The organism is uncultured Acidaminococcus sp. (assembly GCA_900538365.1).
GTDB lineage: Bacteria > Bacillota > Negativicutes > Acidaminococcales > Acidaminococcaceae > Acidaminococcus.
Window position 1 is genome coordinate 22204 of record UPXT01000006.1, and the last position, 15963, is coordinate 38166.

Here is a 15963-nt window from a genome sequence, read left to right on the forward strand (position 1 = left end):
CCTCCCTAGGAAATGAAATTAAGTGGTGTAGGTAGGAGGGAAATGGAAAGGGGCGACGTTGCCACACTGTCCCCATCCAGTTCAGCAGCAAAGTTCTTCACATTGCAGCGGATCTGGACCTCCTGGGCCTTGCAGATTTCAACCGATTTATCCAAGGAGAGCATATCGGCCGCAATAAGCGCCGTGTAGCGCAGGAAGTCGACACAACGGTCCTTTTTGAATAAGATGACGTAGAGCGCGGGATTGGATAAGGAGCCTCCGTTGACAAGGGAGAACCGTCCTGCATAGTAACGGCTCTTGGTCACGATAACGGAACTGGCCGCCCGCCATACGCCATCCCCGTCAATCATAACCTCAAATTTATACTTCCAAGGATGCAGCAGCATTTCATTTCCTGCCACAAGGCCGCTCTGCCGCACATAGGCAAGAGTTGAAAGGAACTTTTTTTCTTTGGGCGTTACCATATCGACGACGAGGGAATCCACACCAATGCCGGCCACGGTCAGAAAAATCCGGTCATTGGCCTTTCCCAGCCAGACTGGAGCCGTTAGGCCCTTTTCAACGCGCATGAGCCAGCTCGTGGCATCGGTTTTCTGGGCCAGTTCCTTGGCAACAAGGTTCACCGTGCCAGCAGGGTAAATACTCACATACGGCATATAGTCCCGTTCAACAAGCACTTCTGAAATGGCGCGCAGCGTACCATCGCCGCCAGCAATGATGATCCAATCGACTTGTTCATCGCAGGCCTTGCGTGCCACGATTTGGGCATCGTTGAAGGTATTGATGCGGTAATAGGAAAAAGCAGCCGGTCCGTACATCGCGATAAACTCGTCGGCAAGGCGCTCCACGCTGCGGTGCAGGGCGGCAAAGAAAGTCTGCTTGCCTGCATTGTGGTTATGAACGAGATATACTTTTTTGAATGTCTTGATATCAACTTTTTTTCGAAGCATCATGAACCCACCCTTTTTGGTGAGACGGAAGCCGTGGGAGCCGCCGTCTTATGAATAGATCCATTTTTTTCTGGATAGATAGTTCCAAATGGTCACAAGTGCCGATGCAAGGATCTTGCTCGGCATAACACTGCCGCCTAAGGCACCGACAAAAAGACGCATCAATAAAAGGTTCAGCAAAAGTCCCAGTGTCGATACAACAAGGACCAGGGAAAACTCCTTCTTTCTGCTGTAGCGGACGCCACTGTCAAAAACAAAGCAATTGGTCGCAATATAGTGGCAGACCGTGGAGCAAAGATAAGCAAGGCCTGTTGACAAAAGATAATTGAGAGCGAGGCGCACGGCAAATAAATACACCAAAGCCCATTCAAAAAGGGCCGCCGTCCCGCCAATCACAAGATAGCACAGGATTCGTACCCTTTCATTTTCTGATTTATGCAATGCCATCGCTTAGTGCCCCATGAGCTGATAAAGCAGCAGGAGGATGACGCCAGGAATTCCAAAGAATCCTGCCACCAAAGCGGAAACAGCACCGATTTCAAGATGCAGGCCGGCAATTCCCCCTACCAGATTGAAAAGCCAAAGAAGGACCATGCCAACAATCCCGTTCCACAAAAGCTTGAGAGAAAGGGAAAAGATATTGACGACGATCAGAAGGATAACAAGGGCCGCAAGGCCAAACACCCAAACTTCCATAACTACGTACCGCCTTTCTTCACATCCTAAAGGGCAATCAAAGTTCCCGACGGTTTTCCAGGGCCTTGTAAAGCGTCAATTCATCGGCATATTCAAGGTCCCCACCCATGGGAAGGCCGTGGGCAATGCGGCTTACCTTGATGCCTAAGGGACGGATGAGGCTCGCCAGATAGGCTGCCGTCGCCTCCCCCTCCACATCAGAATTGGTTGCAAGGATCACTTCGTGAACTGAACCGTCCTGCAAACGGCGCATGAGTTCGCGGATCTTCAGCTGGTCAGGGCCCACACCATCAAGGGGAGACAGAACGCCATGAAGGACGTGGTAAACACCTTCAAAACCCTTTGTCCGTTCCATGGCCGCTACATCCTGCGGTTCTTCAACGACACAGATGAGCCCATGGTCCCGCTTTTCATCCTCACATATTTCACACCGCGTTCCTTCACAAAGATTGAAACAGGACGCACAGAGATGGACCTGATCCTTGACAGCAACCAGCGCCGCTGCCAGGGCTTCCACATCGCTTCGCTTCATATCAAGGACGTGATAGGAAAGACGCAGCGCTGATTTGGAGCCAATACCCGGCAGTTTGCGCAGTTGCTCATGAAGCCGGGCCAAAGGTTTGATCATGCGCATAGCGTTCTCAATACATCCCCGGCAGCTTCATGCCGCCCGTTACTTTGCCCATTTCCTTTTCCGTCATTTCATCAACCTTTTTCATCGCTTCGTTGACTGCTGTCACAATAAGATCCTGGAGCATTTCTACATCATCTGGATCGACAGCTTCAGGTGAAATGGCAAGGCTTACGACATTCTTGCTGCCGTTTACAACAACCTTGACTGCCTCACCGCCTGCCGTGGCTTCCACGGTACGTTCCTTGAGTTCATCCTGGAGTTTGAGCATCTCACTTTGCATCTTCTGGACTTTTTTCAGCATGCCCTGCATCCCGTTCATTCCCATTCCGCCTTTAAACATTGTTCATTCCTCCTATTGATTTGAATCATCTTTTACAAGGTTTCCGCCAAAGACCATCATGGCCCGTTTGACGGTTTCAGGAAGTTCGTCATCTTCTTTGGAAAGGGGCGCTTCCTGGGGCGGCGCAGATGGCGCCGCCTTATGTTGGGGGCTAAAGGCCGCGCGGGGCGCAGCCTTCCTTGCCGCTTCCATTTGTTTTTCGCTGGCCTGTTCGACTGCAAATTCAAAATTCTGCCCGGTCCCTGCCTTTAAGATGGCAAGGACTTCGTCCCTTAGGTCATTGCGCTCGAGGCGGTCCTTGGCCACCTGCGTTGCCGTCCCCACCGTGAGCCTTTTGCCATCAAAATCAAGGGGAGAAGCCACCCGCGCATAGGCAAAAAAGCCCATCTTATGACGCTGTTTAAGGCCTTGCAGGACACCATTCCATAGGCGCTGGGCCCCTGCAAGGTCAGACGGCTGTCGGGGGCCGTCCGTTTTTTCTCCAAGGCAGGGAGATGAAGAGGCGTCCCCGGCTTCCATTTTCTGTTGCGCCGGCTGCGGTACAGCGGACGCCTTCTTTTCAAAAGAAGGTGCCTGCCTTCTTTTGAACGAAGTGGCAGCGGGCTCTTTCGCAGGGGAAAAAGAAGCTTCTGCTGGAGTTAAGGAAGGCGTGTCCGGCACGGTTTCCTTCGGGTAAACAATAGCCGCTTCCCGCGTTTCGGTTCCTTTTTTCCTTGCCGGCTCAAATGCAGCGGATACGGCCGGAGCGCCGCCTTCCATAAGGCGAGTGACTTCCCCTTCGAGGGTCTCAATACGGGACAGGAGTGCCGCGGGACTATCCCCTTCGCCGCGGCAGAGGTCATAAAGACAAATCTCCGCGACAATCTTTGACCGCAAGGAACGCTTTGCATCAAGGGATGCTTCATGGATGCGCTCTGTGGCTGCAAGGATGCGGCTGCGCGTAAAAAGCGGTTCCACGGTTTTGAGGTTTTCCGCCGTATCGGTCAAGTAAATCTCTTGATACGCCGGGTCCGCCTGATAAAGGAGCAGGGCCCGCATATATTCGAGAAGCTCTGTCAGGACCTGGGTCACGTCTTTTCCATCGTCCATGAGCTGATTAAGAAGATTCAAGGCAGCAGGCAGGTCGCGGCGGCCAATATTCTCTACCAGGGCCCGCATCGTATCCCGTCCGGCAATACCGAGGACCTGCCGCACCGTTTCAGCCGTCACGGGGTCAGCCATAATGCTGCACTGATCCAGAAGACCAACGGCATCGCGCATTCCCCCGTCGGCCTGAATGGCCATGAGGCGCAGGGCATCCGGTTCCGCATTGATTTTACTGCCTTCTGCCACTTTTTTCAGGTGGGCGGCAATATCGTCTACCGTAACGCGGCGAAAATCAAAACGCTGGCACCGGGAATGGATGGTTGTCGGGATCTTGTGCGGCTCCGTTGTTGCAAGGATAAAGACAACATGCTCTGGCGGCTCTTCAAGAGTCTTTAGCAGGGCATTGAAGGCATCCATCGTAATCATATGCACTTCGTCGATTATATAGACCTTGTAACGGCTGGAAACAGGGGCAAAATGGACTTGTTCCCGCAGCTTCCGGATCTCATCGATTCCGCGGTTGCTGGCCGCGTCGATTTCAATGACATCAGCACTGGTGCCTTCCGTAATTTCCCGGCAGTGATCACAAGCGTTGCAAGGATGGGGCGTTGGCCCCTTCTCACAGTTCAGGGCCTTGGCAAGGATCCGCGCCGTACTTGTCTTGCCTGTACCGCGGGGTCCTGTAAACAGGTAAGCATGGGAAATGCGCCCCGACTCAAGAGCATTCGTGAGCGCTTTCCTGATGTGTTCCTGCCCCACGAGGCCATCAAAATCCTGGGGTCTCCAAGTACGATATAATGCGACGTAAGACATGGAATCCATCCTTTCTCTCTGTTGTACCATGGTATTATACCTTGTTTCCATAAAAAAATTCAACTTATTTCTTGACAATGGCATGAATATCCTTTATACTAAAACACGCAGTCATTTTTAAAGACTGCATACAATTGAAAAGCTTCACCTGAGCATTTCAACCTGGAGAGTTGTCCGAGTGGTTGAAGGAGCACGCCTGGAAAGCGTGTATACGGGATAACCGTATCGAGGGTTCGAATCCCTCACTCTCCGCCATTTAAGAATCCGCCGCAGCATGCGGCTTTTCTTTTAAGTACGTCTTTATTTTTTGGATGGACCATAGGGATAGGTCCTGCGCAATGGAGTCCTGTGAACCTTGTCAGGTCCGGAAGGAAGCAGCAATAAGCAGATCGCTTCGTGTGCCGCAGGAGTGCCTGTTCCTGTGGCCCATCGAGAAAATAAGGACAAGAAAGCCCGGAGGGAAACAGAAAAGTTTCCCTCCGGGCTTTTTGTGCTGTGGAAAAACGGCGGTTCGGCTGTCCATTCGGTACAGGGCCAGATTGCCGTCCTGAGCTTGCGGCTCGGGCTGTCGAGCATAAGACATAAAAATGGCTATGAGGCTGCAATGTAAAACACGAAGGGCGGCAGCAAGATTAAATCGGCGACGCGTGAGTTTCCTTACGGCCAGTGGCCGGAATATTGAGGAGATTGAGGCCCGTGGGTGACAAAGCAGACAGTTCCAATTGGGCCGAAGATTGCAAAAAACTTCCGCGCTCCCCTAACGTGAGACGGCCCATCATACGATAGCATGAGCTCCTTGCCTCAGATCAATTTTTCCTAAAGCAAAGAGCTCACATTTTACATCAAATCAGCCCGATTTTTGGGCTGGCCTCAATATTTAGCAATGACCTTCCCCGGATTGAGGACATCCAAGGGATCCAAGGCCTTCTTGATGGACGTCATCATGAACATCTGTCCTGGGTCCGTCAGACGCTCGAGCTGGCCCACTTTCTTTGCTCCGATTCCATGTTCACCGGAAAGAAGGCCGCCTTGGGCATAGACATAGGCATAGGCCTTTTCATGGAAGGAAGAAAGACTTTCTTCCCAAACCTCATCGCTGAGCTCCCCTTTTAGGATATTGAAGTGGAGATTTCCATCTCCTGCATGAGCTAGGGTAAAGATGCGGAAAGGATACATTTTGGCAAGTTCCGACAGATCCATGATGGCATCTGAAATCTTATCCAAGGGGAAGACAAAATCGTCACTGGTACTGACACGGCTTAGGATTCTCGTCGCTTCAAGACAGTTTTTGCGAATCGTCCACACCCGATCATCAGCAAGGGAAACTTCAATGGCCCCATGCTGCCGGGACAGTTCATCAACTTTGATCAGCTTTTTATCCATTTCCTCTTCGTCAAAGGTCTCCAAGGTTAGGATAACGTAGCAGCCATCCTCATAGTGGCTGAGATGAATCTTTGAGTAGTCACTGGAAGCCCTGACGAATCCTTGATCCATGAATTCCACACTCGTCGGGTCAAGACCCGCCTTAAGAAGAAGGGGAACAATGCTCGTGGCTTTCCTCGGGTCCGTAAAGATAAGCAGCACATCGGACCGATACGGCGCAATGGGAAGGAGCTTCAGCGCCGCCTTGGTAATGATGCCAAGAGTCCCTTCACTGCCAATGACCAGCTGATCAAGACAAAAACCGGTCGTATTCTTCTTCGTCCGGGCCCCCAGATTTGCAATCTCTCCAGTTGGCAGGACGACTTCAATGGAGTGGACCTGGCTGCGCGTCGTACCATAGCGCACGGCTTTGTCGCCGCCGGCGTTTGTCGCAAGGTTGCCTCCAATCAGACAACTATCGGCACTGCATGGGTCCCCAGCATAAAAAAGGCCTTCTTTTTTGGCCGCCTCCTGCACGTCAAGGGTCCGTGCGCCTGCCTCGGCAACGATATACATGCCGTCCCTATTGACTTCGAGGATGCGGTTCATTCGTTCCATCAAAAGGACAATGCCCCCACAAACAGCAATGGCCCCATCAGAGACGCTCGTCCCGCCAGATCGGGGCGTTACGGGAAAATGGTGCTTATTGGCAAGTTTCATGACGGCGGCCACTTCTTCCGTGCTTTGGGGCATCACGACAGCTTCAGGTGTATGGAAAAAGCGTGGATCCGTCTCTTGATCCGTTTGATAAGTTTCAAGGGCCTCCGGCGTCGTCAGGACATATTTTTCGCCTACAATGGCTTTTAATTCCTCGATGACCGCTTCTGTTATCTTTTCATACTGCTGCATCCTGCTTTCCTACCTTTCTTCCATAAAAAACATAGGTCCGCCCTTTTCTTAGGGAAAAAGCAGCGGACCCCGTACGAAACGCTTGCAGGCTTGTGCCCACTTTCCTAAAAATGATTGTTTTCGTAATGTTTGATGGTATATGTGTACGTATATTTCCTAGGAACACGCGTCGATAAAAGGCACATGAGCTCATAAGGAATGGTCCCCACCCACTTGGCCATCTGGTCAAGGGAAACGCCGCCCGGCCCAAAGATGACCGCTTCATCCCCTTTATGGACACCCGGCACATTTGTCACGTCAACCATGAACTGGTCCATGCAGACGCGTCCAACAACAGGGGCCTTATAACCGCGAATCGTGATATAGCCGCGGTTTGACAGGGCGCGGGAATAACCATCGGCATAGCCCAGAGGAATCGTAGCCACCTTCATAGGCGCTTTCGTCTCGTAAGTGCAGCCATAACCGATCTTCTCGCCGGCTGGGACATCCTTCACAAAGACAACTTCTGCCTTGAGACTGAGGGCTGGTTTTAGGTCAAGACAGCGCTCCACATCGTCCGATGGCCACAGCCCATAAAGGGTAATGCCCTGACGGACCATGTCACATTCCGTATGCTTCATTTCTGTGATGCCAGCGCTGTTATCGATGTGAACCAAAGGAATCTGGATGCCCCGGTCCTTGATGGCTCGGTCAGCTTCCATGAATTTCCGATACTGGTTTTCAGCAAAACTTTTATCCATTTCATCGGCGCTGGCAAAATGGGAAAACATGCCTTCAAGCTCCACATGGGGCAGCTTGCTGATGGCTTCTGCGAGATTGGCCGCCTCTTCAGGACGGCAGCCGATCCGGTTCATCCCCGTATCGACGGCCAGATGGACTTTGGCTACCTTGTTTTCCTGCAGGGCTGCTGCCGAAAGCTCCTGGGCCACAGCAAGATCATAGACCGTTTGGGTGATGTTATAATCCACAAGGGCCTTTTCATGTTCTTCCGTCATGGTTCCCAAAATGAGAATTGGTGCCATGATGCCAGCTTCCCGAAGCTCCAGGGCTTCCTGTGTCATGGACACCGCCAGATAATTGACGCCTGCCGCCAGGGCTGCCGTTGCAACAGGCACGGCTCCGTGACCATAGGCATCAGCTTTGACAACCGCGCAGATTTTTGTCCCCGGTTTGAGGGCTTTGCGCGTGACCTGTACGTTATGGGCAATAGCCGACAGATCGACTTCGGCCCAAACATTTCTCGCTCTCATAAAACGCCACCGTTTCCTTAAAATTTACGGGAGTTGCTCCCTGGCCCTTTTAGAAAAGGGCCATACGACTTTATCATACTCTTTCCCATTTTATTTGGCAACGAAAATTCCAAGGGGGAGCCTTGCTTTTCTCAGGTCCATTCAAGATGACTTTGTAACAGATTGTACAAGATATCCTTTTCCTACGTAATTTCTTCCCTTTCTCCTTGACGGACATTCCCATGCATGCTAAAATTTTTCCAAATTCATAGCAAAACGCGATGAAAGGAAGAGTACTTTTTATTGTCTGGCACCAGAGAACTCCCGCTCCGGTGAAAGGGAGTGCAGATAAGGAAAGGAAGATGGTCCTGGAGCTGATTGGCTGAAATCACAGTAGGCCGTACGGGTGTGCCCGTTACTGCACTGGGGAATCCGGCTTTGGCCGCGTTCCTAAGAGACCTTGCCCAACGGCAAGGTAAAGCTGGGTGGTACCACGATGCTTTCGTCCCTGCAGGGAGGAAGGCTTTTTTTTATTGTAGGAAAGGAGTTTTTTGCCATGCCCATTAAAATTGACGGCGGCCTGTCCGCTGTAAACCGTCTTCGCGAAGAAGGAATCGTCACCATTGGAAAAGACCGCGCCATGACGCAGGATATCCGTCCCCTAAAAATCCTTATCCTTAACCTCATGCCCCTAAAAAAACCGACGGAACTGCAGCTCCTGCGCCTACTGGGCAACTCCCCCATCCAAATCGAAATTGATTTCTGCCGTCCTGTATCCCGCGTCAGCACGCACACGGATAATTCCTATTTGGACCGGGTCTATCTTGAATGGAATGACATCAAGGACCGTTATTACGATGGGTTCATCATTACAGGTGCGCCTGTCGAAAAGATTGACTTTGAAGATGTCGAGTACTGGCCTGAACTTGTCCAGTACTTTGAATGGGCCCGGAGCCACGTCTTTTCCGTTCTCCACTATTGTTGGGGCGCCCAAGCTGGGTTATACTATTACTACAACATACCAAAAATCATGCTCCCCAAAAAGCTTTACGGCATCTATCCCTATGGACTTACGACGAACTTCCATCCGCTCCTGCGAGGCTTTGATGACCGCTACTTCATTCCCCAATCGCGCTATACCCGTGTCGATGACAATAAGATCGATGCTGACCGGCGCCTTGAAGTGTTGAGCCGCAGTGCCGAAAATGGCATCAACATCTGCAGCACGAGCGATATGCGCCACATCTTTGTCATGGGCCATTTCGAATATGACCGTAATTCTCTGCAGGATGAATTCATCCGTGACAAAAACAAGGGCCTTAACCCGGAGCAGCCGAAATTCTACTATCCCGACAATGACAGCAGTGAGCAGCCCTGCTTCAAGTGGTGCAGCTACGCCCACTTGTTTTACACCAATTGGGTCAATATGGTCTATCAGGAAACACCCTATGACCTGCTGCAGCTGACCCGGAAAGAATAGGAATCCCACCATGGAGCTTGCAACGGATGAAGAAAAGATGTATATGGAAGAAGCCCTGAAGGAAGCGGCCCTTGCCGCTCTTGAAGGGGAAATTCCCGTAGGAGCGATCCTCGTCCAGGATGGACGCGTCATTGCACGAAACCATAACCGGCGGGAAAGCGCACATGATGCCACGGCCCATGCGGAAATCCTCGTCATCCGGGAAGCCTGTAAAAAGCTCCAGCGCTGGCGCTTGGCGGACACTACCCTTTATGTGACCTTGGAGCCCTGCCCCATGTGTGCCGGGGCCATCTATAATGCCCGCATCGGACGCGTTGTCTTTGGGGCGAGCGACAGTGCAGCCGGGGCCTGCGGAAGCCTCTTCCAGATTCCCCTCCACCCGGGCCTCCATGCAGATACCATCATCAAGGCCGGTATCGAACAAGAACGCTGTAAAAAAATTTTGCAAGAATTTTTTACACGGCGCCGTTAATATGATATAATGGTTCAGTCTGCGGATGGGTGTCCGAGTGGTCGAAGGTGCTTGACTCGAAATCAAGTATACCGCAAGGTATCGTGGGTTCGAATCCCACCCCATCCGCCATTATTATAAATCACATCAACCCCCACCATGGGTCACGCCATGGTGGGGGTTTCTTATTGGGTAAAAAAGTCCAGAAGCCTGCCTCCTGCTGATTCAAAATACCGTCCATGCCAGTTGTCCCTATTCCTCCTGGTTTTTGTCGCGCTCTTTAAAAACAGTAAATAAGGCTTTTGCACTGGCTGAAATATAGGCATCCTTACGAAGTACAAGTTCAAGCGTGGAAACAAGGCCCTTTTCCGCAATCACCCGACGCGTCAGATGGGGATAGCCGCGAAGGGCCTCCAAGGGTGTCACGCTGATTCCCAGTCCATAATCAGCCATCATAAGGCAAGTACGAAGGTCGTCTGCAACACCAACAATTTGCGGCTGCCTTCCAGCGTGAGAAAAAAGATCACGGATCCTTGCTTCCCAGCGTTTATAAAGGATCAGAGGACACGCTGCAAGGTCTTTCACGGCGAGCTTCCTATGCGAAGGAATCTCACTGAAAAACGCTCGTTTGCCGGAAGCCATCATCGGATCCTGGCGAAGGGGAAGACGCTCAACATGCTTGAAGGTTTCCGGAGTCCGAACAAAAGCAGCTTCCAGCTCATTTCGAGCCAGTTTTTCTTCCAGTTCAAGCGTGTTGCCTTCTACGATTCGCAGACGGACAAGGGGATATTGCCTGTGAAAAGCATCAAGCCCTTCATAGACTTCCTTCACGTGGGCGGAAGAGATACAACCAAGATGCACGGTCCCAGTTCCACCTCGGCCCATATCGCGGATTTCTTCCAAGGCTTGCCGTTCAATATCCGTCATTTCCAGTGCATACTGGTAGAACCGGCGTCCGGCCGGTGTCAGCGTGATCTGGCGCGCACCGCGTATAAACAGCTCCGTTCCTACCTCTTCTTCCAGCAGCTTGATTTGGGTAGACAGGGGTGGCTGAGAAAGATTCAGTTTCCTGGCTGCTGCTGAAATCGTACCTTCTTCAACGACAGCGATGTAATAGCGCAGTTGATATATATTCATATCATATACCTCATTATGAAACAAATATTATTCATATAGTTAATTCTATGATACGCTATGCTGCAGAAAAAGAAAAGCGCCAAAATCCCGTAAACGGTACCTAGATACCCCTAAGGGGACGAAAGCAGCCTAAAGGAGGAAGCGTAAAATGGATGGAATCAAAAAGTGTTGGAAGCTTTTCTGGGTATTTGCCCAAATCGGGATCACCACATTCGGCGGCGGTTATGCCATGCTGTCGATTCTGCAGCGGGAAGTGGTGGAAAAGCGCCACTGGGCAACGGAAGAGGAACTCATGGATGACTATGCCATTGGGCAGTGTACGCCCGGCGTCATTGCCATCAATACGGCTACCTTTATTGGCTACAAGCTGTACGGGATCATAGGCGGCATCATTGCCACACTGGGAGTTATCTTTCCTTCCCTTTTGATTATTACGTCCATTGCCGCCTTTCTTTTGAATTTTACTGACCTAGCCATGGTAAAACATGCCTTTGACGGGATCCGCGCCTGCGTCACCGTCCTGATTTTTGATGCGGTCATCAAATTGGGGAAAAAAGCCCTCATTGACAAGACCCGCTGGCTGTTATTTTTCATTGTCCTTGTCTTATCTCTTTTGACAAGCATCCCAACTGTCATGCTGATTGTTCTTTCCGGCATAGCAGGCTGCCTCTTTTCCTCAAAGTCTGCCTCTATTAAGACAAGAAGCAAGGAACAAGATCCACAAGACCACGCTGAAAACTACGCAAAGGAGGACGAATCATGGAAACACTGATTCTTTACGGCCAGCTATTTTGGCAATTTTTCAAAACCGGCTTATTTGCCGTTGGCGGCGGGCTTGCGACACTGCCTTTTCTTCAGGAGATGAGCCGTCTGACCCATTGGTTTACTACGACCGACATTGCCGATATGGTTGCCGTCTCTGAGTCGACGCCGGGGCCCCTGGGCGTCAACATGGCGACCTATGTCGGCTTCAAAACGGCGGGATTTGCAGGCGGTGCCATCGCCACCTTAGGACTCATTGCCCCGTCCATCATCATCATCCTCATCATTGCACGGATGCTCCGTAGATTTCAATCCTCAATCATCGTCAGGAAGATCTTTTCCGGCCTCCGCCCTGCGTCAGCGGCCCTCATCATGGCTGCAGGCCTGAGTGTCGCACAGATTGCCCTCTTCCAGGTAAATACCTGGAAAGTTACGGGAAATCTGGCCGACCTCTTTAAAGTTAAAATGATAATACTGACAGCCTTCATCTGGTTTTGCTATCGCAAGTGGCAGCTCCATCCCATCATCTACATTGCCTTTTCTGCTGCCGTCGGCATCCTTTTGGAACACTAAAAAATGGCCTCGAACCTAGCGGATTCGAGGCCATTTTGCACTTTTAGAAAGATCATCTATTCGGAGCTAAATAAAGCCCTGCAACTAGCTTCCAGCTAGAAACGCGTCTTAAGGAAATGCCGAACTTTAAGAAGCTCCTCGTTTCAAAGGCTGCCTTACGTCCGATCAAGGATCCTGCCATCGGTCGAAATCGTTACGACAGACCAAGGAATCATCTTGCCGCTATCCTTAAGGGCTTTGACGGCAGCATGTTCCAGACCGCCGCAGCACGGGACTTCCATGCGGACCACGGTCACACTCTTGATATCGTTTGAAGCAAAAATCGCGCCTAATTTTTCCGAATAGTCGACGGCATCGAGCTTCGGGCAGCCTACGAGAGTGATATGTCCTTTGATGAAATCTTCGTGGAAATTTGCATACGCATAAGCTGAACAGTCAGCCGCAATGAGGAGCTTTGCCCCATCAAAAAACGGTGCCTGGATAGGAACGAGTTTGATTTGAACAGGCCACTGGCGCAGCTGACTTACAGGAGCTTCTGCCGGTGCAGCAGGCGCAGCTGCTTTTTTCGCCTGATCCATTATCTTCATACGGGATCCTGGGCAGCCGCCTTGAGGCGCCATCATGCGTACGCGGGAGCCAGGGCAGCCCCCCTGGGGCGGAATCGTTTTTCCTTCAGCCCGCATCTTTGCTTCAACAGCTTCCCTGTCATACGGCAGGGCTTCCCGTTCTTCAAAAGTAATGGCATCGGTCGGGCAGTGCGGCAGGCAGTCACCAAGGCCATCGCAATAATCGTCGCGCAGCAGTTTTGCCTTGCCATTGACCATGCCAATGGCCCCTTCATGGCATGCCTTTGCGCAAAGGCCGCAGCCATTGCATTTATTCTCGTCAATCTTGATAATTCTCCGTTTCATTTGTGTTGCCTCCCCTGTATGTAAAAGATTTATGGTTTTACTTGCTTTTTCGATGGTGTCATTATACGATAGGGTTACAATTAATTATGTTGTTTCAACAACAAAAGGGGAGAAACCATGGATTTTGCATTTTTAGCGAAAACACCCTTTTTCCGTACCTTACGTACGGAGGAAATCAAATCTACCCTCACCTGTTTGGGCGCCGTGACCCGCCAATTTGAAAAAGGCAGCTACATTCACCGTGCCGGTGACAAGGTCCACACGGTCAGCCTTATTCTCAAAGGCCGCGTCAACATCGTGTACGATGACATCTGGGGAAACCGGACCATCTTAGGACAGGCCCACAGCGGAGAAATCTTTGCCGAAGCCTACGCCTGCATGGATGATGAGCCGCTCCTTATCAGCGTGGAGGTAGCAGAAGATACGGAAATCCTCATGATGGATATGCACAAGGTTCTGACCATCTGTCCCTCAAACTGCAGTCATCATCATAAACTCGTAGAAAACCTCCTGACCATCTTGGCCCGCAAGAATCTGGGCCTATCACGGCGTATGGTCTATACGGCATCAAAGTCAATTCGCGGCCGGGTCCTGTCCTATCTGTCCTTTCTCGCTGACAAGCAGGGAAAAAGAAAAATTTCCATTCCCTTCGACCGTCAGGAAATGGCAGATTACCTCGGTGTCGATCGGTCTGCGCTCTCAGCGGAACTGAGCCGGATGCAGAAAGACGGTCTCATTTCCTATAAAAAAAATATCTTTGTTCTTTTTACAGACGAGCTGTAAAAAACAAAAAAGATGGCCTTTTCATAAAAAAATCATGGGCGGCCATCTTTTTTACCAGCATCTTTCCAAAGTCCTTGGGCGTTTCAGGAAAGCACTCCTGTATCAGCATCGCAATATGTGATTCTTCTATGATTTGATTGGTTCCACACTCACAACAACAATCTCAGGCGGCACACCAAGCCGCATGGGAATGACAGACAGCCCATGACCAGTCGACACCGTCGCCAGCAGATTGCCAAAAGCCTGCGTACCATGATCTTGGACAAATAGACGCTGTGTAATCAGATTAAGGGGGATGAACTGTCCCCCATGGGTATGGCCGGCAAAATAAAGGTCATACCCTTTTTGCGAAGCGTCAAGCACGTGGTATGGCTCATGCTCGGCAAAAATATAGAGATCACTGCCTTGGGCCTGGGGAATCTTATAGCCCCGCTTTCCAAAGCGTTCATCATCAAGACCCGTAAGCCATACGGCCCGGCTCACAGGGATCGATTCATTGATGACAAAACGAATACCCATCCGTTCCAAATAAGCCCGTTCCTGCTCCCCTGTACCTGCCATAAGGTCATGATTGCCCAGGACAGAATAGACACCCATAGGAGCGTGAAGGCTGCGCAGGGCGTCCATGCTGCCCTCGCGCATGACAAAGGAAAGGCTGCGGTCCACAAGGTCACCGCCAAAAATCACAAGATCTGGGGCTTCCGCATTGATACGGCTCACGAGCTTCTGACCATACCGGCTGCCCCAAAGGGTTCCAAAATGCAGGTCCGAAGCAAAGACAATGCGCATGGACCGCGACAAAGGTTTAGACGTGCGAAGGGTAATCCGCCGTACATGGGGATGAAGGGCCTGGTAAACGCCAAGACCGGTCCCTAAAAAAGCGATGAAAAAAATGGTAATCGCCGCGTTGGGCGCAAGGTTCGGAGATTGGGAAAAACGGCCAAGGAGCCAAAAAACACCAAAAAAAATAGATAAGAGCACAGAATAAAAGATAAAGCCCATCCATACCCCACCGCTCCAGCTAAAATAACGGATCAGCGTGACAGGAAGCGATTCCGTAAAAATATTTCCAATGGCAAAAATCAGCGGCATGAACAAAAAAGGCAGGAGCGTCCAGGAGGAGCGAAGCAGGGAGAAGCCAGTTCGGTACATCCCCCAGCAAAAGGTCGATCCTACAAGGCCCAAAGCCGTCACAATAACAAAAAACATATTGATACTCACTTCCACCACCCCTTACAAAGGAGCCGCGGTCATCCTTAAAGCAGCATCTTGCCCAACCAGAAAGCGGCACCGGCAGCAAACATACCGAGCATGTTCTGCAGGAAGATATAAAGGAATCCCGTAATATGCTCTCCATGCAGGAAAAAATGCATTCCTTCCTTGATAAATGAGGAAAAAGCCGTAAAGCCCCCGATAAACCCCCAATAAAAGAGGTTGATCCAACGAGGATGCGGCAATTTCACATATAATACGGCCACAAAAAAACCAACCAAAATACAGCCAAGCGTATTGACAGCAATCATGTGCCAGGGAAAATCTGTCCCCCCCACACCTTTGAGGCTTCCGGCAACAAGATAACGCCCCACGGAGCCCAAGGCACCTCCAAGCGCCACATAAAGCAGCATGTGCAATTCTTCTGTAATTGTCATGATTCCCCCTCAATTCAGCAAAACAACATTCCCAGTTCCTGAGTAAACTACCACTACAAGAATTAGTATTTTTTTATTTTCTTACGCTATTTTTGTATACTTTTTACCGTTGAAAAAAGGCGCTTGCTAAAGAAGCGTCTCTCTATCCCGAATAGCTACTCTTATGGTAGATGATGAAGATATTATCTGTCAATCATT

The 15963-nt window shown here is 50.7% G+C and carries 18 protein-coding genes, 2 tRNA genes, 1 other RNA gene and 1 other annotated feature; of the genes, 9 read left to right on the forward strand and 12 right to left on the reverse strand.

Annotated features, from left to right (window positions below):
* Positions 1–5 precede the first annotated feature (5 nt).
* The 6 genes from QZQ08_RS02245 to dnaX are packed head-to-tail and all read right to left on the reverse strand — an operon-like array spanning position 6 to position 4519.
* Positions 6–953, reverse strand: coding sequence for a diacylglycerol kinase family protein (locus QZQ08_RS02245; RefSeq protein ID WP_296327191.1), 948 nt, complete (start codon positions 951–953; stop codon positions 6–8).
* Positions 954–998: 45 nt separating this feature from the next.
* Complete coding sequence (locus QZQ08_RS02250; RefSeq protein ID WP_296327196.1) at positions 999–1397, reverse strand: GtrA family protein; 399 nt, start codon at positions 1395–1397, stop codon at positions 999–1001.
* 3 nt (positions 1398–1400) lie between these two features.
* Positions 1401–1646, reverse strand: a complete 246-nt coding sequence (locus QZQ08_RS02255; protein WP_296327200.1) for a pro-sigmaK processing inhibitor BofA family protein — start codon at positions 1644–1646, stop codon at positions 1401–1403.
* Positions 1647–1683: 37 nt separating this feature from the next.
* Entirely contained in the window at positions 1684–2280 is a 597-nt protein-coding gene (gene recR / locus QZQ08_RS02260) for a recombination mediator RecR (RefSeq protein WP_021736552.1), read from the reverse strand.
* 7 nt (positions 2281–2287) lie between these two features.
* Positions 2288–2620 (reverse strand): YbaB/EbfC family nucleoid-associated protein, encoded by a 333-nt coding sequence (locus QZQ08_RS02265; protein ID WP_009015856.1) that lies wholly within the window; start codon positions 2618–2620, stop codon positions 2288–2290.
* A gap of 12 nt (positions 2621–2632) precedes the next feature.
* Positions 2633–4519, reverse strand: coding sequence for a DNA polymerase III subunit gamma/tau (gene dnaX / locus QZQ08_RS02270; RefSeq protein ID WP_296327208.1), 1887 nt, complete (start codon positions 4517–4519; stop codon positions 2633–2635).
* Positions 4520–4683: 164 nt separating this feature from the next.
* Here dnaX and QZQ08_RS02275 point away from each other — a divergent pair.
* From QZQ08_RS02275 to QZQ08_RS02285, 3 genes are all read left to right on the forward strand, one after another.
* Positions 4684–4774, forward strand: a tRNA-Ser gene (locus QZQ08_RS02275).
* Between the two features lie 67 nt (positions 4775–4841).
* Positions 4842–4941: signal recognition particle sRNA small type (ffs, locus tag QZQ08_RS02280), an RNA gene on the forward strand.
* Complete coding sequence (locus tag QZQ08_RS02285) at positions 4941–5129, forward strand: hypothetical protein (RefSeq protein WP_296327210.1); 189 nt, start codon at positions 4941–4943, stop codon at positions 5127–5129. The genes ffs and QZQ08_RS02285 overlap by 1 nt, the downstream gene beginning before the upstream one ends.
* A gap of 260 nt (positions 5130–5389) precedes the next feature.
* On the opposite strand, the gene QZQ08_RS02290 is transcribed toward QZQ08_RS02285, so the two are convergent.
* Together QZQ08_RS02290 and alr are read right to left on the reverse strand one after the other, a co-directional pair.
* The gene (locus tag QZQ08_RS02290) at positions 5390–6790 is read right to left on the reverse strand and encodes an FAD-binding oxidoreductase (RefSeq protein WP_296327215.1); all 1401 of its coding nucleotides are present in this window, start codon (positions 6788–6790) and stop codon (positions 5390–5392) included.
* Between the two features lie 104 nt (positions 6791–6894).
* Entirely contained in the window at positions 6895–8040 is a 1146-nt protein-coding gene (alr, locus tag QZQ08_RS02295; protein ID WP_296327218.1) for an alanine racemase, read from the reverse strand.
* Between the two features lie 251 nt (positions 8041–8291).
* Positions 8292–8532: a binding site (T-box leader), on the forward strand.
* A gap of 43 nt (positions 8533–8575) precedes the next feature.
* Here alr and metA point away from each other — a divergent pair.
* The 3 genes from metA to QZQ08_RS02310 all read left to right on the forward strand — a co-directional run bounded on the left by metA (position 8576) and on the right by QZQ08_RS02310 (position 10082).
* The gene (metA, locus tag QZQ08_RS02300) at positions 8576–9499 is read left to right on the forward strand and encodes a homoserine O-succinyltransferase (RefSeq protein ID WP_296327220.1); all 924 of its coding nucleotides are present in this window, start codon (positions 8576–8578) and stop codon (positions 9497–9499) included.
* Between the two features lie 10 nt (positions 9500–9509).
* Positions 9510–9971, forward strand: a complete 462-nt coding sequence (tadA, locus tag QZQ08_RS02305; protein WP_296327224.1) for a tRNA adenosine(34) deaminase TadA — start codon at positions 9510–9512, stop codon at positions 9969–9971.
* Between the two features lie 23 nt (positions 9972–9994).
* Positions 9995–10082, forward strand: a tRNA-Ser gene (locus tag QZQ08_RS02310).
* 120 nt (positions 10083–10202) lie between these two features.
* Here the strand turns inward: QZQ08_RS02310 and QZQ08_RS02315 are convergent.
* Entirely contained in the window at positions 10203–11087 is an 885-nt protein-coding gene (locus tag QZQ08_RS02315; protein ID WP_296327230.1) for a LysR family transcriptional regulator, read from the reverse strand.
* Positions 11088–11235: 148 nt separating this feature from the next.
* On the opposite strand from QZQ08_RS02315, the gene QZQ08_RS02320 reads away from it, so the two are divergent.
* Entirely contained in the window at positions 11236–11859 is a 624-nt protein-coding gene (locus tag QZQ08_RS02320) for a chromate transporter (RefSeq protein WP_296327233.1), read from the forward strand.
* Positions 11847–12422 carry a chromate transporter gene (locus QZQ08_RS02325; protein ID WP_296327236.1) on the forward strand — a complete coding sequence of 192 codons (576 nt, stop codon included), beginning with the start codon at positions 11847–11849 and terminating at the stop codon, positions 12420–12422. The genes QZQ08_RS02320 and QZQ08_RS02325 overlap by 13 nt, the downstream gene beginning before the upstream one ends.
* A 155-nt stretch (positions 12423–12577) precedes the next feature.
* Here the strand turns inward: QZQ08_RS02325 and QZQ08_RS02330 are convergent, their stop codons facing one another.
* Entirely contained in the window at positions 12578–13333 is a 756-nt protein-coding gene (locus tag QZQ08_RS02330) for an ATP-binding protein (RefSeq protein ID WP_296327240.1), read from the reverse strand.
* 117 nt (positions 13334–13450) lie between these two features.
* On the opposite strand from QZQ08_RS02330, the gene QZQ08_RS02335 reads away from it, so the two are divergent.
* Positions 13451–14116 carry a Crp/Fnr family transcriptional regulator gene (locus tag QZQ08_RS02335; RefSeq protein ID WP_296327244.1) on the forward strand — a complete coding sequence of 222 codons (666 nt, stop codon included), beginning with the start codon at positions 13451–13453 and terminating at the stop codon, positions 14114–14116.
* A 126-nt stretch (positions 14117–14242) separates the two neighbouring features.
* Here QZQ08_RS02335 and QZQ08_RS02340 read toward each other — a convergent pair whose 3' ends face one another.
* Together QZQ08_RS02340 and QZQ08_RS02345 are read right to left on the reverse strand one after the other, a co-directional pair.
* Positions 14243–15337: a metallophosphoesterase gene (locus tag QZQ08_RS02340; protein WP_296327247.1), complete on the reverse strand. Its 1095-nt coding sequence runs from the start codon at positions 15335–15337 to the stop codon at positions 14243–14245.
* 35 nt (positions 15338–15372) lie between these two features.
* On the reverse strand, positions 15373–15765 hold the full coding sequence (locus QZQ08_RS02345; RefSeq protein WP_296327249.1) for a CrcB family protein: 393 nt from the start codon (positions 15763–15765) through the stop codon (positions 15373–15375).
* Positions 15766–15963 lie beyond the last annotated feature (198 nt).

What these genes read in the sequence shown, in the direction of transcription:
- QZQ08_RS02320 (WP_296327233.1), top strand. Translation starts at nt 11,236, where the DNA reads ATGGATGGAATCAAAAAGTGTTGGAAGCTTTTCTGGGTATTTGCCCAA.
- QZQ08_RS02345 (WP_296327249.1), bottom strand. Translation starts at nt 15,765, where the DNA reads ATGACAATTACAGAAGAATTGCACATGCTGCTTTATGTGGCGCTTGGA.
- QZQ08_RS02255 (WP_296327200.1), bottom strand. Translation starts at nt 1,646, where the DNA reads ATGGAAGTTTGGGTGTTTGGCCTTGCGGCCCTTGTTATCCTTCTGATC.
- QZQ08_RS02290 (WP_296327215.1), bottom strand. Translation starts at nt 6,790, where the DNA reads ATGCAGCAGTATGAAAAGATAACAGAAGCGGTCATCGAGGAATTAAAA.
- QZQ08_RS02265 (WP_009015856.1), bottom strand. Translation starts at nt 2,620, where the DNA reads ATGTTTAAAGGCGGAATGGGAATGAACGGGATGCAGGGCATGCTGAAA.
- alr (WP_296327218.1), bottom strand. Translation starts at nt 8,040, where the DNA reads ATGAGAGCGAGAAATGTTTGGGCCGAAGTCGATCTGTCGGCTATTGCC.
- dnaX (WP_296327208.1), bottom strand. Translation starts at nt 4,519, where the DNA reads ATGTCTTACGTCGCATTATATCGTACTTGGAGACCCCAGGATTTTGAT.
- QZQ08_RS02250 (WP_296327196.1), bottom strand. Translation starts at nt 1,397, where the DNA reads ATGGCATTGCATAAATCAGAAAATGAAAGGGTACGAATCCTGTGCTAT.
- QZQ08_RS02245 (WP_296327191.1), bottom strand. Translation starts at nt 953, where the DNA reads ATGATGCTTCGAAAAAAAGTTGATATCAAGACATTCAAAAAAGTATAT.
- QZQ08_RS02335 (WP_296327244.1), top strand. Translation starts at nt 13,451, where the DNA reads ATGGATTTTGCATTTTTAGCGAAAACACCCTTTTTCCGTACCTTACGT.
- recR (WP_021736552.1), bottom strand. Translation starts at nt 2,280, where the DNA reads ATGCGCATGATCAAACCTTTGGCCCGGCTTCATGAGCAACTGCGCAAA.
- metA (WP_296327220.1), top strand. Translation starts at nt 8,576, where the DNA reads ATGCCCATTAAAATTGACGGCGGCCTGTCCGCTGTAAACCGTCTTCGC.
- QZQ08_RS02315 (WP_296327230.1), bottom strand. Translation starts at nt 11,087, where the DNA reads ATGAATATATATCAACTGCGCTATTACATCGCTGTCGTTGAAGAAGGT.
- tadA (WP_296327224.1), top strand. Translation starts at nt 9,510, where the DNA reads ATGGAGCTTGCAACGGATGAAGAAAAGATGTATATGGAAGAAGCCCTG.
- QZQ08_RS02330 (WP_296327240.1), bottom strand. Translation starts at nt 13,333, where the DNA reads ATGAAACGGAGAATTATCAAGATTGACGAGAATAAATGCAATGGCTGC.
- QZQ08_RS02325 (WP_296327236.1), top strand. Translation starts at nt 11,847, where the DNA reads ATGGAAACACTGATTCTTTACGGCCAGCTATTTTGGCAATTTTTCAAA.